This is a genomic window from Chroogloeocystis siderophila 5.2 s.c.1 (assembly GCF_001904655.1).
GTDB classification, from domain to species: domain Bacteria; phylum Cyanobacteriota; class Cyanobacteriia; order Cyanobacteriales; family Chroococcidiopsidaceae; genus Chroogloeocystis; species Chroogloeocystis siderophila.
The window spans coordinates 143,021-168,744 of sequence record NZ_MRCC01000008.1 but is presented as its reverse complement, the minus strand read 5'-3'; the positions used below and the strand labels follow the sequence as shown (position 1 = coordinate 168,744).

Genomic DNA, 25,724 nt, shown 5'->3' with positions numbered 1-25,724 from the left:
TATTAAGCTAGTTAGTTGCAGCAACTACCCACTATCCCAATAAACACAGTGGCGATCGCGTCCCTGCGATTTTGCTTGATACAGCGCTTTATCGGCAAAAGCGATCGCCGTCTTTGGTGAAAGTTCAAGTTGTGGCACGATGCAAGCAATACCGAGACTGAGGGTAACGCGATCGCTGACTTTTGATTGATGGTGAGGGATGTTTAAGCTATAAATTTCAGCCGCGATCGCCTCAGCTACCTTTGTTGCGCCGTTGAGCGACGTGTAGGGTAAGATGACGGCAAATTCTTCACCTCCATAACGTGCGATGAGATCGGTAGGGCGATTTAACACCGAACTGATCGCTTGCGCGACTTTCCACAAACATTCATCACCAGCTTGATGTCCGTAATAGTCGTTGTAGTGCTTGAAATAATCAACATCAATCAAGATCAGCGATATTGGTTGCTGTTGATGCGCCAAAAATTGCCATTGTTGCTGCCAATACTCATCAAACCGCCGCCGATTTGCCACAAGTGTTAAATCATCGACAATCGCGAGGCGATGTAATTCTCGGTTAGCGTTTTCTAGCGCTGCGGTGCGTTGAGCAACCTTGGCTTCGAGGCGATGTGTATACTCTTCGAGTTGGAATTGAACCTGCTGTAAGTGTTGTAGGGTTTGCGCGAGCTTCAGGCGTTGCTGTTCGATTGTGTTAATGTTGCGGTACGATCGCAAGGCGGCGATCGCGGTTGTCAGCAGATTTTGACGCGTCAGTTCAATCTTGAGCTTATAGTCATTAATATCGTAATTGAGAATAACAGACTCATCAGGAGCTTCGCCAGGGTGTCCGGTGCGTAAAATAATGCGAATTTGCCGATTTTTCAGTTCTTCGCGAATATGCTGAACGATTCTTAGCCCAGCATCATTTGTCTCCATGACAATATCAAGCAAAACCAGCGCGGTATCGGTGTGGGCGATCGCCAGTAATTCTTTTCCCTCTTTTGCTGAGTAGGCAGAAAGAAACGTTAATTTTCGGTTTTCAAACGTGACATTCTGGAGTGCTAGCTGAGTTGCGCGATGCACATCCGGTTCATCATCGATAATCATGATTTTCCAATCCTGAAGCGAAGTAACTTCAGGGTCTTCGTCGCTAAAGCAGATCATATCGTCACTCAAGTACACTCGCTCCTGAGGCGATTGATTGTGCAGTTTAGGGTTCGTAGGCAGCATCAACAGCAACTATGTTTAATTTAAAGCACGATCAAGAAATCACGGAAGTAGGAAGTTCAATCGTAAATTGAGTTCCTTTGGCTACCTCGCTTTGCACAGCAATCCTACCCTGTAATTTCTGAGTTACGAGGTTGTAAGTAATATGCAACCCTAATCCGGTTCCTCCTTTTTCTCGCGCTGTTGTAAAAAAAGGTTCAAAGATTTTTTCTAAGTTTTCTGGAGGAATACCACAACCATCGTCGCGATATTGAATTACGATTTGGTGATTATCTTGCATGACGTTAAAGCGCAGATGACCGCTTTGGTGCTGAGTATAACCATGAATCATTGAGTTTGTAACCAAATTGGTTATAACTTGGGCTAATGCCCCAGGATAGCTGTAGATAGTCAGTGAATCGTCGCCTGTCATCGTCACAATATGCGATTCTTTTTTCAACTGCGGCGACAAACTCGTTATAATTTCCTCAAGGTAAGGCTTAACACGAAATCTACGCTGCTCCAAGCTCGATTGATCGACTGCAACTTGTTTGAAGCTTTGCACGAGTTCGCCAGCACGATGCAGGTTATTGAGCATCAAGCTTGTACTTTCTTGCGCAAGTTCTAGATAATTATTCAACATTGAACGTTTGAGCTGTCCTGTTTTGATTGTTGCCATTAGCGATCGCGTCGCATCCATCAAAGTTGAGGCGAGTGTGATAGTCGTTCCTACGGGAGTGTTGATTTCATGCGCAACACCTGCAACTAAACTTCCCAAAGCAGCCATTTTCTCAGTTTCGACGAGTTTATTTTTCATGGCAGTCAATTCATTAAATGCTTGTTCTAAATCAGCATTCTTTTTTTCTAAAATGTTTTGATACTCTTGCAGATCGCAAATAACGTGTTTGAGAAGCGATTCTTTAGTGCGATTCATTGCTTCTAACTTAGCGCGATCAATTTCCGAACGTTCTAGCTGCTTTTTTAGAATCCGGATTTCCTTATTGAGTTGTTCAACCTCAAACTCGAATTCTCGTGACATAATGTGTCATTGGCTACCGATAAGTAAAGTGACAAATGTTGTGTTGTGAAAAAAGGTTTGCCCATTTTCACGCAGCGGCGCAACCTCTCCATAGATATAAAAGCCACAGCTTGCTATAGCGTGTCCTAAATGTGCGATCGCCTGATATTCTTGCTTCGCCAGCGTTCCCAAAACTTGCCGTCGCCAAGCGCACGAGAAAAACAGCGCGGCGGCTGGTGTTTTCCCAGGATAAGTTGCTAACGCTTCGGTAAAAGCAGTATGCGAAGCACTCACGACATCTGCAGCTGAGGCATCGGAATCTGTACGACTGCTTGTTCTGGCACATCGCCTGACACTGTAAGACTGCGCAGTTGGGAATCATAACCAACAGCACCCCGTAAGAAAAAATGCGTTTCACCAGGCGGAAAAACCGCAAGTGGATAAATAGCATCTGGCACTGCATTGTTCAAATAGTAATGGTAGAAATCTGAAGCAGGTTTACCATCAATGCACCTCGGTTTTAAAGAATTGATCCGTACGTTGATATTGCCACTAATCGTCTGTAGCTCCACCAAAAATCCGAGTTCTACCTAATGCTGCTTCTAAGCCTTGTAAAATTGAAACAGTACTCGTCGTGAGGCTCTCATGGGCAGTGACACCCAACTGTAGTGAGAGAGCAAGATGAAGCTTTGCGGCTGCGCGAAATTTGATTTCGTCTGAACAAAAAAAGATGAGAGTTAGCGAGTCTTGCTGAAATTCCAAAACCGAGGACATTTCTCCATCTGTCGTCCCTCCAATCAGTTCAAGCTGCGGAAAGACAGCATGAATCTGTTCCAATAAAAGCCCTGCTTGTGGTGATTGCCCTGCCAGCGTTATTTGACACTGTGCCAAAACTTCGCTTACAGCTGCGAGAGAATCAGGATCGTTGCTGTGACTGCTCGCTACTTTTAACATTTTCGATCAGTTGATTAACCTAATAATGAATTTTGAGTTACCTGGTAGAATTAACTCTGCACTAAGCTGAGTATTTCTACAAGGTTATTATTCCCACAAATAATTGATCGCTATCATCAATTACCTCAAAATCTTGATATACACAAGCGGAACAATAAATAATACGACTTTTAATATACTGGTGCTAACTACTGCGCAAAGTTATAAACGAAAAAATTGAGCAAGGCAACTAAACTGAATCAATTCGTATTGAAACTAAAATACCTAGATTGCCATTATAATTGCTGCGTTTTAAGCTACTGCAAAATAAAAGTTTTTCATATAATAGCCATAATCTTGTGGTTCTGTCGTCTTTTATATAGTTTTGATAAAGTTATAATTTTTTAGTCAATAAAATTGAAGCGCCATTCTTAATCTTATTTGTATTTAGTTTAAATTAATCGAGCCAATATCCTCTTTAAAAGAGTTTTAAAAAAGACAAGTAAATTCTGATGATTATTTAACAGGAAGTATATAAAAATACTTGTTAAATAAACTGCTATCTAAATTATTTTTTGACTGCCTCTGCCGTAAGTTGTGCTTTTGATATCTATCTTTAGAAAGGTTAATTTATATTTTTTAATTTATTAAATCGGGTTCTAGAGGCTGTAATCAAGCCTGTTTTATAACTCAAGCAATTGAGTTGATTATTTCGAAGAATCTGAGGGTACAATGACTTACACTACTGATGACACTACAAAAAAAGCTGTAGAAGCATTTCAACAGTTTGACGTTGATACACAATTAGGCTTGTTGTGGTTTGGTTATAAAGACATTAAAGATCAACTTCAACCAGCAAACGAAACTTCTGCTCAAGATACTGCTGAAGCGTTATTTAATCAAATTCAGTCTTTATCGCAAGAAGAACAGCTACAGGCACAGCGCGATATTGTAAGTCGGGCAAACAGCGATATTAGTCGTGCTTATAGTTCCTTAAGTTCGAGCGGTAAGCTTGATGTGTGGTTGCGTTTAGCACAAGGCATCGATAAAGGTACAGTGATTCAAGTACCATCAGACTACGAATTGCCTGCTGACACAAAAGACTTCGCAAACATGGTTAAACTACTTGATTTTGAGCAGCGCATTGACTTTATGCGCAGTGCAGTAGTAGAAATGGGAGCTAAGTAGAGTAGATTTAGGGGCTAGCGATAAAACTAGCTCCTTGATAAGTCTATAGAGATGGATTGTATTTATTTAGTAGCAAATTTGTTCGCACTCGCGTCAATATTAGAACGTTAGTCACTTCCTTATATCAAAAGGTAGGTGTTTTCTTAGTAATACTTAGATTACATTTATACTCCTGTAGCCTTATCAAGATCAAGGTATGTGCGCTTCGCACCATTACCAGTAGAAAAAAAGAAGGCTAGAAAGGGGAAAATGGCGAAAAAAAATTTACTCACCTGGCTGGTTGGAGGTGTTGGGGGAGTAACTTTACTTGTATTTTTCTTTCTTTATCTGCGTGGGGTATTTCGTCCAGAGCCAGAGTATAACATTACTGCAAGTCCCAGCATTGAAGATCCGCGCTTTCCGCTGTCGGTTGTGAGTTTAACCAATGCGTTACCTACTTATGGTCGTATGACGGGCTTCTGGAGGAATGTAGACGATATTTATGCCGCACGCAACGCGGCTATCCAAAGTGCGCAACGCTCGATACGGTTTGAAACCTATTTTATGACTCCTGGTCGTCGTGCAGACGAATTTGCTGCGGCTTTAATCGAACGCGCGCAAGCAGGCGTCGAAGTTCAAATGTTAATTGATGACTTTGGAACTGATTCGCTTCCTGATGAATATTGGCAGCGGTTACGCGATGCAGGTGTAGAAGTACGATTTTTCCGGCAATTTGATTGGCGATCGCCATTAAAATACAACTCACGGACACACCGCAAACTTTTGATTATCGATAGCCAACAAGTATTGATTGGTGGTGCAGGAGTTTCAGATGATTGGGATGGCGATCCTGATATTGGCGATTCTGCACCTTGGTTAGAATTTGAAGTCAGCTACGAAGGACAAGTAGCGAGTTTATTAGAGGGTAACTTTTTTCAAAACTGGGCATATACAGGGGGAGAACTCAACCTAGGACCTGGGACAATTCCCGCCAAGCCGAATGAAGGCGAACCACTGTTTGTAACTAATGACACTTCTACCTTAAGTGAATCTACAATAAGATTGCTGTTTCAGATAAGCTTCTTAGGTGCTAAACAGCGTATCTGGATTGGCAGCCCTTACTTTCTTCCAGAAACTAATACTCGTCAGGCGCTTATTCAAGCAAAACAGAATGGAGTAGATGTGCGCGTACTAACAATGAGTGGTAGAAATGACAAGCCTATTGTGCGTTATGCGGCGCGTGAGAACTACGAAGAATTGCTAGCAGCAGGAATCCAAATTTGTGAGTACCAACCGAGTATGATGCACGCTAAGCTAGCACTTGTTGATAGCGGCTGGGTAAGTACTGGCAGTGCGAACTTTGACCCACGCAGTTACTTTCATAATGACGAGTTAAATATTTCCACGCAAAAGCCAGAATTGATTGCAAACATAGACAACTTTTTTGAAGATGCCTTAGCTAATAGCGAATGCTTAACTTACACTCAATGGCAACAGCGACCTTTTACTGAAAAGGTGATGGGACAAGTTGGACTGATTTTTAAACCCCTATTATAGTCTTAACAAATACAACAAAGGTAGAGGGTAGGAGGTAAAAGCTTAGCGTTACTAATATTGAAATTTTGAAAACGTCTGTCTTCTTAACTTTGCAACATCCACTAACAGCTTTAAACTTGAGTAAAAGGTAAACGATAGAGCCAACCAGGAAATTGCTTGGCATTAGCTGCTGTAGGGTTAACATTCCAAAACCAGCACTCGATTACACATGCATTCGCTTTTAAGCTTTCTGTCACCAACATTACGACTGTTAACTTGGAAACTGACTTTACTTTTGTCTCTAAGTTAGGTACTTTTAGTTGACTATTCATAGTAAATTCTAATTATTTTTGATATCTTGAAGGCTTGCGTTGATTGCATCAACAGCAGCTTGCGCTTGCTCAATAAACAAAGTCAGTAAATCTAGGGTAGCATTAGCAGCCGCAGGTTGGGACTTATAAATGCGCCGCAGAGTCACAGAAAACCGAGAATAATATATGTCGGCTCGTTATCTAATGTTGCGAATTTCATTTAATTCTGGAATTGTTTTCTCTGTCTCGCTAAAGAGTTCAAAAAGTGTAACCTCTACAGCAGTTGCTTCGTCAATTTGTTCTAGAGTTGGGTTTGTAGATTAAAAATAGCTATAAGAGTTGTACTCGTAACTTTACTGTACGTTGTATGTATCTCTAATCACAAAGATAGTTTAGGCTATCCGGTGCTAGTGCCGATTGTAGTATTGAGTAAAAATACTGTGTAAAGATTTTGTATAAATGCGATCGCGCTCACGGTCGTTCCTTGTTAAACGCTACAATAACTGTGATTTTCTCAAGCACCAATTTATACTGTTCGATGTAAAGCTCAGCACACCAAATCACCTTTACAACAAACCTGATTTTAAATTCAGCGGTAGAATATTTCAGTTTGTGGCAAGGAAGCAGTTATGTCAACTGGTAAATACAGCAGTGCCATTTTAAGTCAATTAAAGCATGGGCAACCGCAAAGACAATGGCTGCTACAAAGCCTGATTGTGATACGGCAGAATTCTTCAACATCAGGATTCGTTTTGCCAACTGTGGCAATGGTATCGTTGGTAATTGTGCTGCTGACAACTGCGATTTTGGTACGATCCTTCGATCGATCGCGGACTGCAAGTAATCTTAGAGTAAGTGAAGCTGCACTGAATGCTGCGACTCCTGCGCTCGATCGCGCTAAAGCAAAAATTGATGCTTTGTTGCTCGATCAAACTTTACCACAAGTTACACCTACTGATGCTGAACTCGAAAACGCCCTGAACCGCAACAATTATACTCTCGGTGACGAAACTCGGTTAAAGCTTGCGCAGGATAATAGTTCTCGCAACAATAATCCCAATAATACCTTAACAACCGCTTGGAAATTTCCGGTTGATACCGACAGTAACGGTAAATTTGATAGCTATACGCTATATGGCATTTATTTTCGTAGTAATACTACAGAAGAAGCAAGAAATTCTTTGCAAGCACGAACGCCACCAATGCAAAGTGAAGCATTAGGGAGAGAATGTGAACATGTCTTTAGTAATAGCGATCGCCCGCTAGGTGACTCTGGATGGTATCAAGCTGGCGAAAAACTGAGTAAAAGTTTCTTTGTTTACACGGCAACTGTCCCGATCGCGAATCCACCTAATGATAATAATTATGAAGCTTATCGCGGAAATCGCAGCTTTTATGCGTTAGAATTTCAGCAAGATCGCAGTCGCACACCGTTGAGAAATTATGCGGCGCTGTTTCAAAACGACTTAGAAATTACTCCTGATTCGACATTTCGGTTGAATGGCAGAATTGCGACAAATGGCAATTTATTAGTCGGTAGTCAAAATAACGCAACGACGCAGTTTTATCAAGTTAGTAGTCGATATTCTTGCTTTTACAACGAAGAAAACGGCAAAATAACCGTTGGGGGAAATGTTGGGTTAGGTAACGCAGCAGATACAGGCGATCGCACAGCCGTAAATATTGACTTATTTAATGGATTTGGCAATAATCCGATAACAGCCGCACTTGATCGCAATATTAAATCGACAACAACGACAGGCGGGGCGCAAATTAGTTATAACGATGCAGCTTATAATCATCGAATTGCTTTGATGAAGCAAACAGCGTTGTCATACCACCCGAATTTTGAACGCCGCAACACAATTGATGAAATTCCCCCAACTGTAGAAAGTGTTGCAGCTGTTAGACAATATCCACCAGAAGTTAAAGCAGGCTTTAACGCCGCGATCGCAGATAATAACAATCAGCGTGGAAGTAGTTTTAATGCTTGGGAAGTCTTAAGCGAACAAATCGAGACGTATTTGAAAAATCTGACGCGGCGCGTACCTTACGCGGAAGTGGCGACAAGCAATCGCCGTGCGGCTTTAGAGCGATACGATTTTGATGATGATGGAATTGATCCGAGTGTATTCACTCCTGATACGATTGAACCACCATCCGCATGGCGCGAACCAACACCAGTAAATACCCGATTAACGCTCAATCAGTACAACTTACCGCAGACGCAACCAGAAAAACAGCAGCAAGAAGGAAAAGAAAGTTTCGTAGGCGATCGTATTGCTGTAGGTAATAATCTTCCCACGTTTTGGAAAAAGGCAGGAAACTTCTTTTTAGGCTTTAATGAAAAGCAGTTGTTTGATAACGGCGTCAATTGGAGTAACCCAAATACTCAACCGCGTTATCGTACAACTCAAACTCTACCGCTTCCTGATAGAAGAATCATTGAACGCAATGGATTTTGGGAAAATGCAGCCGCACAGCAACTTACTACAACTTTAACAGGCGCAGGTGGTTTACGGATTATCACAGGAGCAGGAATTTACGATCGCGCTGCTTCTTTTCTACCAGAACCCGAACTAGAAGAAGGTGTCATCCAACCGCCGCTATTTAGAACGCGCTCTTTTAGTGCTAATCGTAACATTGTTGTTTGGTCTGATACACTACCGATGACGGGTGATGCTGAAGAGAGTAAAAAAGGCGATCTTCAGATGCGCGCTACCGCAGTTTATCATTATATAGATTCAAGCTACACCGGCACAGATTATATCGAAAGAACTCCGACAGCGTGTATTAGTAGCTACTACGATCCTACAACGGCAACGACTGCCAGAAACCAAGAAGATTTACCCGATGTTAGCGGTGCGATCAATGGCGCGCAGCCTGCAAATGGCAGATCGAATAATGGAGTTGTTTATCCGTCTCCGTATAATGATATCGGTGGTCGAGAAGCGGCAGTTAATCAATTTCGTGAACAACTTAATTTTCAAGCAAGTCTCATTTTTCCGAATGGGCGCGTTGTTAATCAACCCCTGCGCGATGCTTTAGCTAAAATTGATGATAATCGCACGCGATCGCTAGCGGATAATTCAGCAATAGATACGGCAATTTGTGCAATTAGAATATTAGATGATAGTCTTTCTCCTGTTAGCAATCCGATCGTGCCGCATGGCGCAATCAAAGAAGCTACTTTTCTAGATGCTAGAGAAATCAAAGCTATTGATAAAGATAAATCACCAAGTAACTACGACTTAGAACTAGAAAAACGCCAACCGCTAGAAATTCGCGTCACTGATATTGATTTGGGTTTACTTGCAGAAACAGAAATTGGTAACGAAAGAAACCCGCAAGAATATTTATTACCCAATAGTGGCATTATTTATGCAAGTCGTGATGATGCATTAGCAGATAGAAGCGATCAAAGCACCGAAGCGAAATTACTTAGCCCCAATGATTTTATCCTCGATTCAACGCGTCGTCCGAATGGAATTCGGTTAAGTAATGGTAGTAATTTATCGCGTGACGAGAATTACCGAGAAGCAGAAAAAGGCTTAACTTTTGTTACTAATTTACCTCTGTATATCCGAGGTGACTTTAATTTACATCAACAGCCACTCACGCGAACTCCAACCGAGGAATTTTTAGAACGATTAACAGCGAATTGGACTAATTTTTACACTCGCAATACAAATTTTGATAGAAACTTTGCTTGTAGAAAAGGACAGCCAGGCTGTAGGAATAATGGCGATCAATGGCGTCCTGCAACTGTTGTTTCTGATGCTATTACAGTATTATCTAATAGTTTTATTGATGGTTTTCGTAGTGATGGAGACTACGATTTAAATAATCACATTGGTAATTCAGTTGCTACGCAACTCAAGAAAAATGGATTTGTCGATAATAGCTTTGCTACCAGTGTTAATAGACAAACTGATACTAGAAATAGAAATTCTTATTTAAATAATGGTATCACTCCAGTACAGCGACGGACTAACTTTCCTGAGTACGTTATGGAAATGTGCCGTAAAGTTCCGGTATCAGAATGCAAACCCAATGATTGGGTAGTCGGATACGACGGTAACAAAGATGTCAAAGCTGCAAGTTTACCTGAAAACGCAAAAGCTGATAGATTAATGTCAGGGACAACCGCTAGACCTGCACTCAATCCTGAAGATAGACGTTATCCACGGCGAATTGCGTTTCAACGTAACGAATTGGGAACGCTAGAATTATCAGATTTTCAAAATACCTCTACTCCTATACCTCTAGGAATCAATTCAGCAGATGAAGTAGATTTCTTTCCTTACAATACTTATAACAGTAAGCGTCCGAAATCAGTAGATAATGCTTTATGGTTTAGAACAACGAGCGATCCTGCACGACCTGATAGTGCGCCTAGTTATCAAAGCAACCAACCATTAGCATATACACCAAATACTCAACTTATCTCACCTTCAACGCCTGACATTGGTGCTGTTAGTTTGAATTTACCAGAAAATAAACCTCTTTCTAGCTATACAATTTGTACAACGTCAGGTAAATACTCTAAGCAGTACGAGTTTGAGAGTGGAGAAGCCCTGCAAGTCCTACCAAGTGAGTGTAGAACAGATGTCCGAAATCAAATTCAAACTGTTTATCAAGATTTAAGAAATCTGAATCCAGATACTAATGTGACTGATGACATTGTTAAAGCAGCGCAACAAGGAAATTTTGAAGCAGGAAGAGACACGATTATAACTGCTAATGATAGTAAACCTATCAATATCGTTGATATAGATGTTGAGAGAATACCTACTAATAATATTAATCCAACAACAATTAGATTTGTGGGCAATGAAAATTCAATATTTGTTATTAGAAACACGACAGGTCAATTGCAGTTTGGTACAGGAGGTAAAGACCATCATGGAGTTAATATTGAATTAGTTGGAGTCGTTCCTAATAATATCTTTTGGGTTATCAATGGGAATTTAATTTTCAATCAAGTTGCTGATGATAAGCGTCATTCGCTAGCAGGTACTTTTTTGAATAATGGTGTTGGGATTCCTGTCTTAAAAAATGTAGAAATTACTGGTCGTTTACTCGGATTTCAAGATTTACCTCAGAAAGGAGAAAACTTTACCGAAAGAAGTAAAATTACTGCGATTACCTCCGATGAACAACCTTTATTAATCCCTGTTTTACAAATTCATAGTCCTAACGGTTCCCCTGGAGGAAGTAATTTGGATCGCGGAAGTGCAGATTTACAAGATGTGTGGTTACAAACTCCTGAAAATGATATAACGGTAAATGCTGTGTTTGTCTCAGGAAATAGCCCTAGTCGTCCAGGAGAAGAACCCGCAGGTTTACAAAATTTTGTTCGATTATTAGAAAATTGGCGAAATAGAACATTAAATATCAAAGGTAGTTTTATTCAACTACATCGCAGTACTTATGCGACTGCCCCCTTTGCACCGATCTTAGGAAGTAAATCTAGTGCAAACGATGGTAGTTTAAGCATCTTTGACTACAGTTTTACGCAGTATAGAACGAATAACGGTCAATTTATAGGTACATTACCCTACTTCGCAACACCAAACCGACAATGGAGTTTTGATGTCGCGCTTTTATCGCAGTCACCAGATTTATTCGCGCAAAAGTTTACGCAACCGTTGGGAAATGCGACTAGCGAATTTATTCGCGAAGTCAATCGTGACGATCCTTGGATTGAAACGTTGCTATGCGCAGCAGAAGGCTCAGGCAATAATTATACTTATACGGTTGATGAAAGCGATCGCCCCCAAAGTTGTCCCCCATTAAACGCTTACCAAGATACCCAAACTAACGTCACGCCATGATTTCTCGTTCACAAGACGGTTTCACCATTGTTGATGCTTTAGTCGCGATCGTCGTCGTTGGCATTTTGATGAGTGCGATCGCACCTGTCATGGTACTTTCTGTCGGCAACCGCGTACAAGCCCGTCGAGTTGAACTCGCAACTCAAGCTGCAAAAACTTATCTTGATGGTATCCGCAACGGCACAATTCCACCACCGAATCATACCGTATTAATCAACGAAGTTGATACTAGCGCGACTCGCCAATTCAACGCCCAGCGCGTTACTTTCACAAATGCTGCGGTTCCACCTGCAAGTGGTTTAACAAATTGTACCCCCACAACACCCGATTACCCGTACTGTCAAAATTCTGCAAATCTGAGTTTGTACTGCATTGACTTTGATACAGAAGCAGGTTGTCGCAGTAACAGCGTACGCGATCTTGTTGTTCAAGCATTCCGCAGTGTTACGCCTACGTCCACCGATGCCACAAAAGGTTATTTATTAGGTGTGAGAGTTTATCGCGCTGATGCTTTTAGCGATAGTTTACCCCTCGTTAAAAGTGATGTCGATACCAGACGAACGCAAGCCACTTTTACAGGCGGATTAGGCGATCGCAAAGCCCCATTACTCGAAATTACTACCGAAATTAGTACGACCGAAACTCGATTGCAAGATTTGTGCGATCGCCTCGGTGGCTGTCAACTGTAGTAGTAATACGAATGGCAACAAGAGGATAGCTATGCCATGATGAATTCACTTCAACTGCTTCGGTACATCCACATAAACCGTTTTGACTCGCAATTAAAAGGTGGCTTTACCTTAATTGAACTGCTAGTAGGTATTTTCCTTGCAGGATTAGTCATCACGCCATTAATGAACTTTATGCTCAATATTTTAACAACCCAGCGACAAGAGGAAGCCAAAGCTAATACCGAGCAAGAATTACAATCAACCATTAATTATATTACACAAGATTTAAGGCAGGCAATTTATATTTATGATGCTGATGGTTTAAATAATATTTCAACCCAAACTCAACCAGGAATTAAAGATCAAATTCCTCCTTTAGTACCCGTAACAGGATGCGACGCTAGTACAAATTGTACTCCAGTACTTGTGTTTTGGAAACGCGAGTTTAAGCCCGAAATTTTATCTCAATGTCCAAACGAATCAATCAATTGTTTAGCTAATACTAAACTGAATGACACTTATGTTTACTCGTTAGTAGCATATTATTTAATTGAAGATAATACAGCAAATTCTACTAAATCTAACACTGCTCGTATTGCTAGATTTCAAATTAATGACGGAGTTAAAAATCCAAGCAACAATAATTATATTGAACCACCGAATGATGGTTTTCAATTTTTTAATTTAAGAGTTCCTGGACTAACTATAAAAGATAAAATGAATCGCTGGCAGAAAGCTAACGAAAACTATACTAATAGCGTCGCTACGCTTGTTAATTTTATTGATTCAACTGCTAGCACAAAACAGCAAAATTGTCCAGCTAATATGCAACAAATTCCCGCTGTTGCCAGTGGATTTTATGCTTGCGTAGACTCAGTAAATACAACAGCACAAGTTTATTTAAGAGGAAATGCGATCGCGCGAATTAGAAATGAAGCAACGTGCGATCGCGCTTCTGTATACTGCCCTAGTGTCAGCGTTCAAGTTCAAGGAAGCGGATTAATCAGCCGTAACTAATCGTCCGTAGAGCTTACTACTTATTGGTAACTAGATATGACCCATTACCAATTACCTTTTTTACAATTAACATATGTCAAATGAACAATTAAATTCTGGTTTTACATTAATCGAAGTTATTGTTGTTACCTTAGTCATCGGAATTTTGTCGGCGATCGCTGTACCTTCTTGGTTAGGTTTTGTAAATCGTCAACGGATAAATACAGTAAACGCATCGATTCTCCGTGCTTTACAAACCGCGCAGCAAGAAGCTAGAAAGCAAAAAACTAGCTACAGTGTCAGTTTTAGAACTAACAATCAAATTCCTCAAATTGCCATCCATCCTAGAGGAACAACACCCAGGCATACAGATTGGCAATCATTAGGTGAAGATTCAGGAATTAACCCACAACAAATTTTGTTAGGAACTAATCTTAATGGTGACAGCGTTGCCACTAATGCTATGACTTATGCAGCTAGTACAACACAAACAATTAGCTTTGATTTTAGAGGCAATTTACCACGCGATGCTAGTTTTGGCACTCCGGACAAAGGGTTAATAGTAACAGTTGCTCAACCTCGTAACAATTCCACAACCCCTATTGAGGGAACAAGACGATGTGTTGCGGTAAGAACCCTTCTTGGTGCCATGCAAACAGGTAGTGAAGATGAATGCAATCCTAGTGGCTAACACTGGGGGTGTATAGAGACATCTCGATTTATGCTTGACGGTATTCGCTACCTAGACACTTTGTTACAAAAGTTAAACTAAAACAGTTTGGCATTAAAAAGTTATACGGCTGAGACTGGGAAACTGACGAACTGTTATGAATATCTCTAATCTAGATTCTGAAACGATTGACCGTATTATTGAAATGGCATGGGAAGACCGGACACCGTTTGAAGCGATCGCCCTACAATTTGGGCTAACCGAAAAACAGGTCATTGCCTTAATGCGGCGCGAGATGAAAGAATCTAGTTTTCAGATGTGGCGCGAACGCGTGAGTGGGCGCAAAACAAAACACCTCAAAAAACGCGACTTTATTCAAGGACGTTTTCGTTCTCAGAATCAGAAAGGAAGTTAGATATCAAATTCAACTAAAGCGATCGCTGAAAATTTTTGAAAAAGCTTCTTGTAAACTCTCTTATTAATTATCAGATAAACGAATTGTTAAAGTAGACATCATTAAATCTCCTTATATAGTAACCATACAGCTAACTGGCAGCAAGCTAGGATCGAAATTAAACACCACATTTGCTGAAATCAAGCTTACTACGCTGTGGTTGTTCGCTTTGAGCTTAAGGATTAAGCTATGCAACTTCTCTCGATTGAAACCACTCCTAGCCCCAGCTGTATCAAGCTCAATTTGAATGAGTCCATCAGCACCAAAGCCCTGACGCTACAGCAGGGAGTCGATCAGAAAGATACTCCAGTGTTGGCGCAACAGTTACTTACTATTGAGAACATTCAGTCAGTCTTTCTATTTAAGGATTTCATCACACTGACGCGGAAGGGAAATGCGGATTGGCAGCCCATTTTAACCCAAGGTGGGCTAACCAAATGACCTGTTGCATGAATCTTACACACTCCTCGATTGAAATCGGGGCTACTCAAGTAAAGTGTACCTTCGTACACTGAAGTCCACGAAGGTGTACAGGGTTTGTTTAGCTGCAAATTCATCCGCTGCCCAATTAGCTTTTAACGTTAACCTCCAACCTCTAATTTCTGACCTTTGCTTGGAGTTTGCGCAGGCACACTTTATTTATCAAGCCCTAGACTTTAGTCTGTGGGCTTAAATTCATGCAACGCAATTACTTACGCAACGCTTGCGCCGTTTTCTCGCCATCGAGTTTTAGAATAAGTACACCTAAAGGTGGTAGACATAGATCAATTGAGTAAGAGTGATTGTGATAAGACCATTCCTCAGCCCACTTACCACCTAAATTTCCCATATTGCTACCACCATACTCGCGGGCATCACTGTTAAAGATTTCAGTATAGAATCCAAACTCTGGAACACCAATTCGATAATGCGAATGCGGTTGAGGGGTGAAATTACATACCACAATGACAAAATCTTCAGGATCTTTTCCACGACGAATGAAGGAAACAACACTATGACGGTTGTCGCTACAGTCGATCCATTCAAATCCTGCTTGTCCGAAATCTTGCGTGTATAAAGCTGGTTCAGCGCGGTAGAGATGGTTGACATCCTTCATGAATCGCTTTAGCTGTTGGTGTGGCTCATATTGCAACAAGTGCCACTCTAAATCGCCCCACACATTCCACTCGCTCCACTGCCCAAACTCCATCCCCATAAACAGCGTTTTCTTGCCAGGATGCGCAAACATATACGTAAACAAACAGCGCACGCTGGCAAACTTCTGCCAGCGATCGCCTGGCATTTTACCAATGATATTGCTCTTACCGTGTACCACTTCATCGTGTGACAGCGCCAGCATGAAGTTTTCGCTGTGGTGGTACCACATACTAAACGTGATATTGTTTTGATGAAATTGCCGGAACCAAGGATCCATGCTGAAATAATCCAGCATATCGTGCATCCAACCCATGTTCCACTTTAAATTAAAGCCCAATCCACCCGTGTATGTTGGCCACGATACCATAGGCCAATCGGTAGACTCTTCTGCAATTGAGAGAATACCAGGAAAGTAACTGAAAATTACGTGATTTGTTTGCCGTAGAAACTCAGCAGCTTCGATATTTTCTCGTCCACCATACTGGTTAGGCAGCCATTCGCCTTCTTTACGGCAATAATCAAGGTACAGCATCGATGCGACTGCATCAACTCGAATACCATCGATGTGATACTTATCAAACCAAAATAAAGCGTTGGCGACTAAAAAGTTTCTAACTTCATGGCGGCTATAGTTAAAAACTAATGTTCCCCACTCTTTGTGTTCACCTTTGCGGGGATCAGCGTGTTCGTAAAGATGCGTACCGTCAAAAAACGCTAAACCATGACCATCTTTCGGAAAGTGACCTGGCACCCAATCAACAATCACACCAATTCCATTCTGATGGCATTGGTCGATGAAGTACATAAAATCTTCAGGGCTGCCATAGCGCGAAGTACAAGCATAATAACCCGTGACTTGATAACCCCACGAACCATCAAACGGATGTTCCGCGATCGGTAGCATTTCAATATGCGTGTAGCCCAAGTCTTTAACGTAAGGGATTAGTTTGGCCGCAAGTTCGCGATAAGTCAGAAATCGCGCCCCTGGTTGGAGTTCAGAAACCTGAACGACTGGTTCAGTTTCTCCATTAGGGAGTTTAGCTGGTTCTGTTGAGGCAGCGTGTAACCACGAACCTAAATGAACTTCGTAAACCGAAATTGGCTGCGTTAAGCTATCTGTATGACGCCGCTGCTCCATCCATTCTGCATCGTTCCATGCGTAAGCATCAAGATCGGCGACAATTGAGGCGGTTTTGGGGCGAACTTCTTGTTGAAAACCGTAGGGGTCGGATTTTTCGTAGATGTGCCCGTCGAAGTTTTTAATTTCGTATTTGTAGCGATCGCCAACTTTGATTTCTGGAATAAACAATTCCCAAATTCCTGTCACGCCTTTACGCATTTGATGCTTCCGTCCATCCCAGGAATTAAAATCTCCAAGGATTGACACATTCCGCGCATTCGGTGCCCAAACCGCAAAATAAACGCCTTTAACACCATCAACTTCAGTCAGATGCGCCCCTAGTTTTTCATAAATACGGTGGTGGTTCCCTTCGGAAAATAAATGTAAATCAAAATCAGTTAATTTTGGCGAACGAAAAGCATACGGGTCATAAATCACTCGTTCGTGTTCGCCTTCTTTGATTTTTAATTGGTAGTTTGCTAATTCTGAAACGTCGATCGTACACTCAAAAAAATGGGGATGATGCACCGGATGCATTTGATGTTCAATTCGTGCTTCTGGACGAATCACCCATGCTGCACTCGCGTTTGGTAAATAAGCTCGCACCACCCACACGGTTTTGCCATCTTGTTCTATGGGATGAGAACCTAGCACTTCAAACGGATCGTCATGCTGATTCCAGACAATGCGCTCAACCTGTTCTGGGGCGATGGTCATAGACATGAAAATACCTTACCTAAAACAAATTTGTTATTTCTACGTCATATTTATACATACTCTTTACATTTATTTGCAATCATTTGCTGTAGCAAAATAACGTAGCAGCATCAGAAAGCTGTATTAATGATGATTACAGCATACTATTTTTGGGAATCTAAATTGGCAAAAATGGCAGCAACGTGCGAATAATACGTCGCAGGCGCAAAAGTTGTACAGTTTCTCTTACCTGAGGAGAAAGCGGTGGAGTCACTTGACGATTTTGTAATTGCGCTTGTAATTCTGCATATTCTGCCGCATTTAGTCGTTTGCCATCAATTGGCGATCGCGCTTCTGTAATAATCTCTGTGCGTAAAATTTCTTCCGGTATATCGTCAGAAGGTGGTAAGGCAGATGCTAAAGACGCATTCCATCCGCATAAAAGACTAACGCTCGTCCCCAAACTCAATTTATTGATAATTTTCAGCATAATTCGTTTGACTCTTTAGCGTACGTAACTCTAGCCACTCTGCTTTCCTTAATCCTTCATCAGGTGGAATTTAGCCACATTGATTTATCAGCACGACCGCAGAATTTTTGGGATTTTAATTTTCAGCTTATCGAGTCTTTTGCACGCCGAGTCAGATTGAAGAATTATAACTTTTTCTATTGAGCATCATTTAATTTATTTGTTTTTTATCAAAAGATTTTTGACAACAAGCTAGCAGACGAAATGCAAAAAAATACTCTCCTACAAATACAAAGAAGTTGCGTTGTTAGGTGCAAACGGTAAATACTGCTACCTAAAACAGACACTTGACTTTGTAGGAGAGAACATAGCTTGAACCAACGAAAAGTTAAGTTATCAACTATTCAGCATCACAGCTATGGAGATGGTGATGGTGCTGGACTTACGCCAGGCTCTGCGGGAGATACTGGCGGGCTAGCTCCAGGGTCTGTGCCACCTCCGGTGCCAGTCGTATCACATGCTCCCAGAGTGGTGAGCAAGCCTAGAAATAAAGCAAAACCAAGGATTTTTTTGTTCATAACTCCTCTTTCACCAATTGCGGCAAAAATAATAATCTGCTCGTTGATTACGATACCGCATTTGTTGACTTTTTTTACAAAAGTGCGATTTTGACTGTATTAGGTTGATACTCTATCACTTCAGTGATATGTCGTCTTCTTTCTTAAGACAGAGGTTTTCAACAGGTGCTACTTTAAGGCTATCTCGTTTATTGATAGTTTGGGTTGACATATGCGAACTACCAAACAAACTCTAGCCCGACGAGGTAGCAATCATAGTAGATACTCTGAGCAATAGATGTTTGTCGCTACTCCGTTGACCTTTTAGCGGAGGAAATTCTAGAACGTAAAGAAAGTTTATCTAAATGATACGATGAAGGCGACTTGCAGCTTTTAGTAGCTAGCGCTCTTAATACCCAACTAGCTTTCACTCAACAATAAATTTTATGCGTGCTGCTTATAAATCGAGTGTAACCAACCACCAGCGGACAAACGCTTTGAAATCAACATCTGTCACACGTACAAGTGTTCCTGATCGAGTGCGACCGACTGGGAATTTCCCACAAGGAATGACAACTCGCCATCCTACTAGCGTGCCGATTTTGCCCAGTGCCAGAAAACCTCTATGGTTAATTCGCCTCAGCGTTTTGCAACGCAGTTCTACTGTAGTGCTTTTTATCTTGATCGCGACAGTGCTAGCACTTTATAGTGGAACAATTTATTCGCAGCGAAAGTGGTATCAATCATACGAGAAGCGAGAAAATCTTCAACGTCAAGAACGACAGCTGACGACAGCAATTGAAGTGTTGAAAAATAAAATGGCGCAGCAAGCAGAGCAACCTGAAACAGGTTTACTTCCTGCCGATCCCACACAGGCAATTTTCTTGAAACCAGCACCGCAACGCCCCGTGAAATCAATTATTTCTGCAACTTCGATGACTCGCAACAGTTCTCATAACACGACTCCTGTAGGCTATTAAGGATAAGTAAACAACGAGTGCCTAGCACATCAAAAAGTTTGTCTTAATTTAGAACTTACGTAAGCACTCGCTGAAACGCTTATTCTTTAGTTCCTAGCCTTTGGCAACCTCTACGGGGAATGTGGTTCGTGTTTCGTAATTTTGCGTAAGTCCTATTAATATTGTGTTTACCCTAATCTCATCGACTTAAGTATAATTGATAACTTAAAACTTGCCCTATGCCTACTTCAGTTCCTCCTGGCTCTAGCTTTGACCACAAGCGTCGTAGAGTCGCAACTATGGACACACCGCGCCAATCAATTCGGCAAAAACGCAAGAAGCCGCTGAGCCAACAGCTAAAACGTTCTTCAGTACCGTATTTTCGATTGCTCTTGGTGTGGGGTGTATTGCTGGCTGGTGGTTTAGTGCTAGCGGGGAACTTGTATCATCTCCAAGTTGTGCATTCCTCAACTTTGTTAAGAAGAGCGCAACAGCAACAGACAACCTACATACGCCCCTTTGTACCGCGCCGTCAAGTCGTTGACCGCAACGATAACGTGTTAGCGATTGATCGTCAGGTGTACACGCTGTACGTGCATCCTCGATTATTTAAGAATGTTTTAGAAGCAGAAAGTGTCGCTAAAAAAGTTGCGGCAATGCTAGATCGCCCAACAAGTGACCTCGTTACTTTGTTGACGGATGGCTACAACAACGATCGCAATCGAGGGATTCGAGTCGCGTCAGCTTTGTCCGAAGAAGTTGCAGATAAGCTCAAAAAACTGAAGGCAAATGGCTTAGACTTGGTTCAAGAGTCCTCGCGGTTGTATCCTCAAGAAAAGGTTGCTGCTGACGTTGTTGGCTACGTTGATCGCGACCATCGCGGCCAAGCAGGAGTAGAGTATAGTCAGCAAAAGTTACTCGAACGTTCAGCAGAATCCTATAAGCTGCGCAAAGATGGTAAAGGAGTGTTATTAAGCGATCGCGTTCCAGAAAACTTTGTCCATCGCGATGAAACGAAACTGCAACTCACAATCGATACTCGACTGCAACGCACGACGCGCATCGCCTTGCGCGAACAAATGCAAAAGTTCAATGCCAAGCGTGGTGGCGTGATTGTGATGGACGCCCACGATGGTTCGATCCTAAGTTTGGTTGCTGAGCCTTCTTACAATCCTAATGAGTATTTCAACTTTGAACCCCACGCTTTTAGAAATTGGTTACTCGCGGATCTTTATGAACCAGGCTCCACCTTTAAGCCAATAAACATCGCGATCGCGCTCGAAGAAAAAGTCATTAAACCCGACGATGTTTTCCCCGATCCCGATGTCATCAAAGTGGGTGGTTGGTCGATTCGCAATGCTGAAAAAGAAGACAATCTTGCCCTATCGATTACCGGCATTTTACAGCACTCCAGCAATGTCGGCATGGTACAAGTGATGCAACGCCTTAAACCCGACGTGTATTATAATTGGCTGCAAAAGCTGGGCTTGGGAAAAACCGTAGGCATCGATCTCCCATTTGAAGCACGAGGTCAGCTAAAAAATCAAGCAAAATTTGTTTCTTCCCCGATTGAACCCGCAACGGCTTCGTTTGGTCAAGGATTTTCATTAACACCCATTCAGCTGGTGCAACTCCACGCAGCTTTAGCTAATGGTGGCAAGCTCGTTACACCTCATGTTGTACGCGGGTTGATAGATAACCAAGGTCGGCTACAACAACCTAATTTACCACAACCCAAAGCAATCTTCTCGCCACAAACAGCTCAGACGGTTGTCAAAATGCTAGAAGCCGTTGTTCTTGAGGGGAGCGGCAAAGCTTCACAAGTGCCAGGATACCGCATTGGTGGCAAAACAGGTACAGCACAAAAAGCAAACATCGGTGGTCGTGGCTATCAGCGCGGTGCAGTCATTACAAGTTTTGTTGGGATGTTGCCCATTGAATCCCCTCGTTACGTCGTCTTAGCCGTTGTCGATGAACCAAAAGGAATTGCATATGGCTCAACCGTCGCAGCGCCGATCGTGAAGTCCGTAATGGAATCGCTCATTTCGATTGAACGAATTCCCCCAAGTCAGCCTATACCCAAAGAGTAGAGGAGCAGAGGAGAAATTACATATAACGTTCTCTCACCCCTCACCCCTTTGATCGCTGTCCGCTAGACTAAGCAGTAGATAGCAAATGCACTAGACGCTATGACTAACCGCCTTGCCCAAGCTCAAAGCCTTTACTTGCGCAAACACGCAGAAAATCCGATTGACTGGTGGACTTGGTGTGATGAAGCCTTGGCAACAGCAAAAGCACAAAACAAACCAATTTTTCTCTCGATAGGCTATTCGAGTTGCCACTGGTGTACGGTCATGGAAGGAGAAGCATTTTCAGATTTGGCGATCGCCGACTATATGAATGCTCACTTCCTCCCGATCAAGGTAGACCGCGAAGAACGCCCTGACCTTGATAGTATCTATATGCAAGCCTTGCAGATGATGGTAGGTCAAGGCGGTTGGCCTTTAAATATTTTTATTGCTCCTGATGATTTAGTCCCTTTTTATGGCGGGACTTATTTTCCGGTTGAACCACGCTACGGACGTCCAGGCTTTCTACAAGTACTACAAGCGATTCGCCGCTACTACGACACCGAAAAACAAGACTTGCTTGCACGTAAAGCCGCAATTTTGGAAGCAATTCAACAAAGTGCAGTATTGCCTAAAACGCAGCAGTCAGACGAAGACTTGCTCAAAAAAGGCATCGAAACCAATACAGGTGTGATTACGCCGCACGATTACGGTACGCAGTTTCCCATGATTCCCTATGCTGAGTTAGCGCTACGCGGCACTCGGTTTAACTATTCCGCCTGGCGCTACGATATTCCGCAAGTGTGTCAACAACGAGGCTTAGATTTAGCATTGGGCGGTATTTATGACCATGTTGCAGGGGGATTTCATCGCTATACTGTTGACCCGACGTGGACTGTACCGCATTTTGAAAAGATGCTTTACGACAATGGTCAAATTGTTGAGTATCTCGCGAATTTGTGGAGTAACGGCGTTCAAGAGCCGGTAATCGAACGCGCGATCGCTTTAACAGTTCAATGGCTCAAACGCGAAATGACGGCTCCTGAAGGTTACTTCTATGCCGCACAAGATGCGGATAGTTTTACCAGCCCCTACGAAGGTGAGCCAGAAGAGGGAGCTTTCTACGTTTGGAGTTACAGCGAATTGCAGCAAATTCTCTCATCAGAAGAATTATCTGCGCTTGAGCAACAATTTACTGTCACCTCACAAGGCAATTTTGAAGGACGCAACGTTTTGCAGCGACGACACCCAAGTTCGTTGAGTGGCATCGTAGAACAGGCGTTGTCTAAACTGTTTACTGTTCGCTACGGTGCCACACCAGAATCATTAGATGTCTTTCCGCCTGCCAGAAATAACCAAGAAGCAAAAACTCAAAATTGGTCGGGGCGAATTCCTGCTGTTACCGATACCAAAATGATTGTGGCTTGGAATAGTTTGATGATTTCTGGGCTAGCAAGGGCGTACGCAGTTTTCAAAAAATCCGAGTATCTCGAAATTGCGCTGTCATCAGCACGTTTTATTTTGAATCGCCAGCGCGACAATGGACGCTTTCATCGGCTCAATTATGAAGGTCAAACGAGTGTGATTGCGCAGTCAGAAGATTATGCTTTGTTTATCAAAGCGTTGTTAGATTTGCACCAAGTGATGCCACAAGACGCAAATGCGCAACAATTTTGGTTAGAACAAGCGATCGCCCTGCAAGCAGAATTTGATGAATACTTGTGGAGTAGCGAGTTAGGCGGATACTATAACACCGCAAGTGATGCCAGTCGCGATCTCATCGTCCGCGAACGAAGTTATGCCGATAATGCGACTCCCGCAGCCAATGGAGTCGCGATCGCCAATTTAGTACGGCTAGCCCTCCTTACTGAAAAGCTCAGTTATCTTGATCGCGCCGAGCAAGCGTTACAAGCTTTTACGAGCGTCATGGATTCTGCCCCTCAAGCCTGCCCAAGTTTATTTACCGCTTTAGATTGGTATCGTAACTGTACGCTAGTGCGTACGACGTCAACGACGTTAGATACTGTCCTCGCCAAGTATTTACCCGCAAGTGTCCTCAGTGTGGCAACCGATTTACCCGCATCAGCAGTAGGCTTAGTTTGTCAAGGATTAGCGTGTCTTTCCCCCGCCCGCACTGCGGCTGAATTATTCGAGCAAGTCGAGCAAAGTCAAGTGCGGAGTTTATAGGGTAAGCAGGGGTAAGGCAATGCCTGACCCGTACTAAGGCAATTTTGGAAAGCGCAGCGGGAGGCATTATGAAAAGAATTTTCTTTCTCGCTCCCCGCTCTATTCTCGATAAAATTAAAAAAGCTAAGATAACGAGCAAATCTAGAATGATTCCTATTGTTATTGAACAATCAGGTCGCGGCGAACGTGCTTTCGATATTTACTCTCGATTGTTGCGCGAGCGGATTATTTTTTTGGGACAGCAAATTGATTCCAACTTGGCAAACTTAATCGTTGCCCAACTTTTATTTCTCGATGCTGAAGACTCCGAAAAAGACATCTACTTGTACATCAACTCTCCAGGGGGTTCGGTGACAGCAGGAATGGGAATTTTTGATACGATGAACCACATTCGCCCTGATGTTTGTACGATTTGTACAGGACTCGCGGCGAGTATGGGAGCTTTCCTACTCAGTGCAGGAACTAAAGGTAAGCGTATGAGTTTGCCTAATGCCCGCATTATGATTCACCAACCTTTAGGAGGTGCGCAAGGACAAGCAACCGATATCGAAATTCAAGCTAAAGAAATTTTGTATCACAAGCAGCGTCTCAACGAGTATTTAGCAGCCCACACAGATCAACCAATTGAGCGAATCGAGCAAGATACCGAACGTGACTTTTTTATGTCTCCAGACGAAGCTAAAGACTATGGATTAATCGATCAAGTCATCAACCGTAGCGCTGTTGGGAATCGCTCTGTAGCGGTTTTGAGCTAGTTTAGGTAACTGATTCTTGAGGAGAAGGCTGGGATTCTAAATATTGCAGGAATTCCAGTAACTCCTGATAAGTAAGCAAAGTACGTTTTCGTTTATTGTAGGTTTGGAGGAGATAATCTCTTCCTTTTTGCATACTCCACTTGAGACGCTTCATTTCATCGCCGGTTTTTGCAAGTAATTCTAAATAGTCTTGAAATTCGACGACTTCGGTTTCAGTCAAAAATTGTCGCGATCGCTTTTTGTAAGTTCGTTCTAAATACTCGCTTTCATGTTCGGCACTCCAGCCTAAACGCTTGAGCAAAACATCGATTTTGAGCAGCGCATCGGATAAATCAATCGGTGAACTGCCCATAATGACATCATCTGCGGTTTCTAGCTGAAAATCCTGACTACGCACTCGACTGAGGGGGGTCACATTATTCCAAGCGCGATGCTGATTGTCGCTTTCGTCTGAACTTAAGTCTAAGTCTAAATTTGAGGTCGTCACCTGCGAAGGTGGGTCTAAAGCGACGCGATCGCCTTCAGAATCAACGTTTGTTGCTGGTCGTGGTGAAGGAAATGAATCGGATTCTATCGCTTCGGGTTGTTGAGATGTCGTATCTGCAAGTGACAGTCGCAGACTTGGTTCAACGGGTGTCATCGCCGCAGGTTGCATCAAAACCTGTAAAGCGCGATCGCGGGCTTGATCTTCCGCAAGTTCAATAGTTTCTGCGGCTGCCATGCCTGTAACCCTGGTTGTGCCATCGATTTGCACGGCTACTTGGACAACAAATTTTCCTTGGTAAATTTCGACTAATTCGGATAAAAGATTGCCCGTTGGATAGCGGGCAAAAAATAATTGCGCCAACATAAGGATGATTAACCTACTGCTTGAGGTAGGGTTGTTTGATTTTTTTGGGTAAATTCATGCGGTGAAAAGGGGCGGGATTAACTCTTTTACCCGCGCCCGCTGTCTGCACGCATTACCCTATTTACTATTTTATTTGAGCGATCACCG

Annotated in this window: 23 protein-coding genes; 12 read left to right on the top strand and 11 right to left on the bottom strand. The window is 42.5% G+C overall.

Annotation, left to right across the window (positions count from 1 at the left end; genetic code table 11):
- Positions 1-24 precede the first annotated feature (24 nt).
- From NIES1031_RS11600 to NIES1031_RS24935, 5 genes are read right to left on the bottom strand one after another with little or no spacing between them, the layout of a single operon-like run.
- Positions 25-1,209: a GGDEF domain-containing response regulator gene (locus NIES1031_RS11600; RefSeq protein ID WP_073549535.1), complete on the bottom strand. Its 1,185-nt coding sequence runs from the start codon at positions 1,207-1,209 to the stop codon at positions 25-27.
- A gap of 31 nt (positions 1,210-1,240) precedes the next feature.
- A complete protein-coding gene (locus NIES1031_RS11595) occupies positions 1,241-2,224 on the bottom strand; it encodes a sensor histidine kinase (protein ID WP_073549534.1) in 984 nt (327 codons plus the stop codon).
- 6 nt (positions 2,225-2,230) lie between these two features.
- The gene (locus NIES1031_RS24945) at positions 2,231-2,497 is read right to left on the bottom strand and encodes an FIST C-terminal domain-containing protein (RefSeq protein WP_218596777.1); all 267 of its coding nucleotides are present in this window, start codon (positions 2,495-2,497) and stop codon (positions 2,231-2,233) included.
- On the bottom strand, positions 2,494-2,775 hold the full coding sequence (locus tag NIES1031_RS24940; protein WP_218596776.1) for a hypothetical protein: 282 nt from the start codon (positions 2,773-2,775) through the stop codon (positions 2,494-2,496). Before NIES1031_RS24940 ends, NIES1031_RS24945 begins: the two co-directional genes overlap by 4 nt.
- Complete coding sequence (locus NIES1031_RS24935; RefSeq protein WP_218596775.1) at positions 2,756-3,157, bottom strand: FIST N-terminal domain-containing protein; 402 nt, start codon at positions 3,155-3,157, stop codon at positions 2,756-2,758. The genes NIES1031_RS24940 and NIES1031_RS24935 overlap by 20 nt, the downstream gene beginning before the upstream one ends.
- A 711-nt stretch (positions 3,158-3,868) precedes the next feature.
- Here NIES1031_RS24935 and NIES1031_RS11585 point away from each other — a divergent pair.
- Both NIES1031_RS11585 and NIES1031_RS11580 read left to right on the top strand, forming a co-directional pair.
- Entirely contained in the window at positions 3,869-4,324 is a 456-nt protein-coding gene (locus NIES1031_RS11585; protein WP_073549533.1) for an orange carotenoid protein N-terminal domain-containing protein, read from the top strand.
- Between the two features lie 249 nt (positions 4,325-4,573).
- A complete protein-coding gene (locus tag NIES1031_RS11580) occupies positions 4,574-5,860 on the top strand; it encodes a phospholipase D-like domain-containing protein (protein WP_073549532.1) in 1,287 nt (428 codons plus the stop codon).
- Positions 5,861-5,970: 110 nt separating this feature from the next.
- Here NIES1031_RS11580 and NIES1031_RS11575 read toward each other — a convergent pair whose 3' ends face one another.
- Complete coding sequence (locus NIES1031_RS11575; protein ID WP_073549531.1) at positions 5,971-6,171, bottom strand: hypothetical protein; 201 nt, start codon at positions 6,169-6,171, stop codon at positions 5,971-5,973.
- An 8-nt stretch (positions 6,172-6,179) separates the two neighbouring features.
- Positions 6,180-6,317 (bottom strand): hypothetical protein, encoded by a 138-nt coding sequence (locus tag NIES1031_RS24930; RefSeq protein ID WP_218596774.1) that lies wholly within the window; start codon positions 6,315-6,317, stop codon positions 6,180-6,182.
- A gap of 462 nt (positions 6,318-6,779) precedes the next feature.
- Here NIES1031_RS24930 and hpsA point away from each other — a divergent pair, with 462 nt between their 5' ends.
- The 6 genes from hpsA to NIES1031_RS11540 all read left to right on the top strand — a co-directional run bounded on the left by hpsA (position 6,780) and on the right by NIES1031_RS11540 (position 15,219).
- On the top strand, positions 6,780-11,987 hold the full coding sequence (gene hpsA, locus NIES1031_RS11565) for a hormogonium polysaccharide biosynthesis protein HpsA (RefSeq protein ID WP_073549530.1): 5,208 nt from the start codon (positions 6,780-6,782) through the stop codon (positions 11,985-11,987).
- Positions 11,984-12,676 carry a hormogonium polysaccharide secretion pseudopilin HpsB gene (gene hpsB, locus NIES1031_RS11560; RefSeq protein WP_073549529.1) on the top strand — a complete coding sequence of 231 codons (693 nt, stop codon included), beginning with the start codon at positions 11,984-11,986 and terminating at the stop codon, positions 12,674-12,676. Before hpsA ends, hpsB begins: the two co-directional genes overlap by 4 nt.
- Positions 12,677-12,712: 36 nt before the next feature.
- Positions 12,713-13,675: a hormogonium polysaccharide secretion pseudopilin HpsC gene (gene hpsC, locus NIES1031_RS11555; protein WP_218596773.1), complete on the top strand. Its 963-nt coding sequence runs from the start codon at positions 12,713-12,715 to the stop codon at positions 13,673-13,675.
- A gap of 73 nt (positions 13,676-13,748) precedes the next feature.
- Entirely contained in the window at positions 13,749-14,345 is a 597-nt protein-coding gene (locus NIES1031_RS11550; protein ID WP_073549527.1) for a pilus assembly FimT family protein, read from the top strand.
- A gap of 136 nt (positions 14,346-14,481) precedes the next feature.
- A complete protein-coding gene (locus NIES1031_RS11545; protein WP_073549526.1) occupies positions 14,482-14,739 on the top strand; it encodes a TIGR03643 family protein in 258 nt (85 codons plus the stop codon).
- 228 nt (positions 14,740-14,967) lie between these two features.
- Positions 14,968-15,219 carry a NifU N-terminal domain-containing protein gene (locus NIES1031_RS11540; protein ID WP_084544317.1) on the top strand — a complete coding sequence of 84 codons (252 nt, stop codon included), beginning with the start codon at positions 14,968-14,970 and terminating at the stop codon, positions 15,217-15,219.
- Between the two features lie 247 nt (positions 15,220-15,466).
- Here NIES1031_RS11540 and glgB read toward each other — a convergent pair whose 3' ends face one another.
- The 3 genes from glgB to NIES1031_RS24345 form a co-directional block, all read right to left on the bottom strand.
- Positions 15,467-17,758, bottom strand: coding sequence for a 1,4-alpha-glucan branching enzyme (gene glgB, locus NIES1031_RS11535; RefSeq protein ID WP_073549525.1), 2,292 nt, complete (start codon positions 17,756-17,758; stop codon positions 15,467-15,469).
- A 151-nt stretch (positions 17,759-17,909) separates the two neighbouring features.
- Positions 17,910-18,221, bottom strand: coding sequence for a hypothetical protein (locus NIES1031_RS11530; RefSeq protein ID WP_073549524.1), 312 nt, complete (start codon positions 18,219-18,221; stop codon positions 17,910-17,912).
- Positions 18,222-18,616: 395 nt separating this feature from the next.
- A complete protein-coding gene (locus tag NIES1031_RS24345) occupies positions 18,617-18,778 on the bottom strand; it encodes a hypothetical protein (protein ID WP_178378114.1) in 162 nt (53 codons plus the stop codon).
- A gap of 425 nt (positions 18,779-19,203) precedes the next feature.
- Between NIES1031_RS24345 and NIES1031_RS11525 the strand changes: the two genes are divergently transcribed.
- The 4 genes from NIES1031_RS11525 to clpP all read left to right on the top strand — a co-directional run bounded on the left by NIES1031_RS11525 (position 19,204) and on the right by clpP (position 24,727).
- Positions 19,204-19,737: a hypothetical protein gene (locus NIES1031_RS11525; RefSeq protein WP_073549523.1), complete on the top strand. Its 534-nt coding sequence runs from the start codon at positions 19,204-19,206 to the stop codon at positions 19,735-19,737.
- 218 nt (positions 19,738-19,955) lie between these two features.
- The gene (locus NIES1031_RS11520; protein ID WP_073549522.1) at positions 19,956-21,806 is read left to right on the top strand and encodes a peptidoglycan D,D-transpeptidase FtsI family protein; all 1,851 of its coding nucleotides are present in this window, start codon (positions 19,956-19,958) and stop codon (positions 21,804-21,806) included.
- 99 nt (positions 21,807-21,905) lie between these two features.
- Positions 21,906-23,972 carry a thioredoxin domain-containing protein gene (locus NIES1031_RS11515; RefSeq protein WP_073549521.1) on the top strand — a complete coding sequence of 689 codons (2,067 nt, stop codon included), beginning with the start codon at positions 21,906-21,908 and terminating at the stop codon, positions 23,970-23,972.
- A 68-nt stretch (positions 23,973-24,040) separates the two neighbouring features.
- The gene (gene clpP / locus NIES1031_RS11510; protein ID WP_269086005.1) at positions 24,041-24,727 is read left to right on the top strand and encodes an ATP-dependent Clp endopeptidase proteolytic subunit ClpP; all 687 of its coding nucleotides are present in this window, start codon (positions 24,041-24,043) and stop codon (positions 24,725-24,727) included.
- 1 nt (position 24,728) lies between these two features.
- Here the strand turns inward: clpP and NIES1031_RS11505 are convergent, their stop codons facing one another.
- Positions 24,729-25,577 (bottom strand): hypothetical protein, encoded by an 849-nt coding sequence (locus tag NIES1031_RS11505; RefSeq protein WP_073549520.1) that lies wholly within the window; start codon positions 25,575-25,577, stop codon positions 24,729-24,731.
- Positions 25,578-25,724 lie beyond the last annotated feature (147 nt).

Excerpts from the sequence above, each read along its gene's own strand:
- NIES1031_RS11525 (WP_073549523.1), top strand. The coding sequence starts at position 19,204 with ATGCGTGCTGCTTATAAATCGAGTGTAACCAACCACCAGCGGACAAAC.
- NIES1031_RS11530 (WP_073549524.1), bottom strand. The coding sequence starts at position 18,221 with ATGCTGAAAATTATCAATAAATTGAGTTTGGGGACGAGCGTTAGTCTT.
- NIES1031_RS11580 (WP_073549532.1), top strand. The coding sequence starts at position 4,574 with ATGGCGAAAAAAAATTTACTCACCTGGCTGGTTGGAGGTGTTGGGGGA.
- NIES1031_RS11540 (WP_084544317.1), top strand. The coding sequence starts at position 14,968 with ATGCAACTTCTCTCGATTGAAACCACTCCTAGCCCCAGCTGTATCAAG.
- NIES1031_RS11600 (WP_073549535.1), bottom strand. The coding sequence starts at position 1,209 with ATGCTGCCTACGAACCCTAAACTGCACAATCAATCGCCTCAGGAGCGA.
- NIES1031_RS11575 (WP_073549531.1), bottom strand. The coding sequence starts at position 6,171 with ATGAATAGTCAACTAAAAGTACCTAACTTAGAGACAAAAGTAAAGTCA.
- NIES1031_RS24935 (WP_218596775.1), bottom strand. The coding sequence starts at position 3,157 with ATGTTAAAAGTAGCGAGCAGTCACAGCAACGATCCTGATTCTCTCGCA.
- NIES1031_RS11505 (WP_073549520.1), bottom strand. The coding sequence starts at position 25,577 with ATGTTGGCGCAATTATTTTTTGCCCGCTATCCAACGGGCAATCTTTTA.
- NIES1031_RS11515 (WP_073549521.1), top strand. The coding sequence starts at position 21,906 with ATGACTAACCGCCTTGCCCAAGCTCAAAGCCTTTACTTGCGCAAACAC.
- hpsC (WP_218596773.1), top strand. The coding sequence starts at position 12,713 with ATGATGAATTCACTTCAACTGCTTCGGTACATCCACATAAACCGTTTT.
- hpsB (WP_073549529.1), top strand. The coding sequence starts at position 11,984 with ATGATTTCTCGTTCACAAGACGGTTTCACCATTGTTGATGCTTTAGTC.
- NIES1031_RS11520 (WP_073549522.1), top strand. The coding sequence starts at position 19,956 with ATGCCTACTTCAGTTCCTCCTGGCTCTAGCTTTGACCACAAGCGTCGT.
- NIES1031_RS11585 (WP_073549533.1), top strand. The coding sequence starts at position 3,869 with ATGACTTACACTACTGATGACACTACAAAAAAAGCTGTAGAAGCATTT.
- NIES1031_RS11550 (WP_073549527.1), top strand. The coding sequence starts at position 13,749 with ATGTCAAATGAACAATTAAATTCTGGTTTTACATTAATCGAAGTTATT.
- NIES1031_RS11595 (WP_073549534.1), bottom strand. The coding sequence starts at position 2,224 with ATGTCACGAGAATTCGAGTTTGAGGTTGAACAACTCAATAAGGAAATC.
- hpsA (WP_073549530.1), top strand. The coding sequence starts at position 6,780 with ATGTCAACTGGTAAATACAGCAGTGCCATTTTAAGTCAATTAAAGCAT.
- glgB (WP_073549525.1), bottom strand. The coding sequence starts at position 17,758 with ATGTCTATGACCATCGCCCCAGAACAGGTTGAGCGCATTGTCTGGAAT.
- NIES1031_RS24345 (WP_178378114.1), bottom strand. The coding sequence starts at position 18,778 with ATGAACAAAAAAATCCTTGGTTTTGCTTTATTTCTAGGCTTGCTCACC.
- clpP (WP_269086005.1), top strand. The coding sequence starts at position 24,041 with ATGAAAAGAATTTTCTTTCTCGCTCCCCGCTCTATTCTCGATAAAATT.
- NIES1031_RS11545 (WP_073549526.1), top strand. The coding sequence starts at position 14,482 with ATGAATATCTCTAATCTAGATTCTGAAACGATTGACCGTATTATTGAA.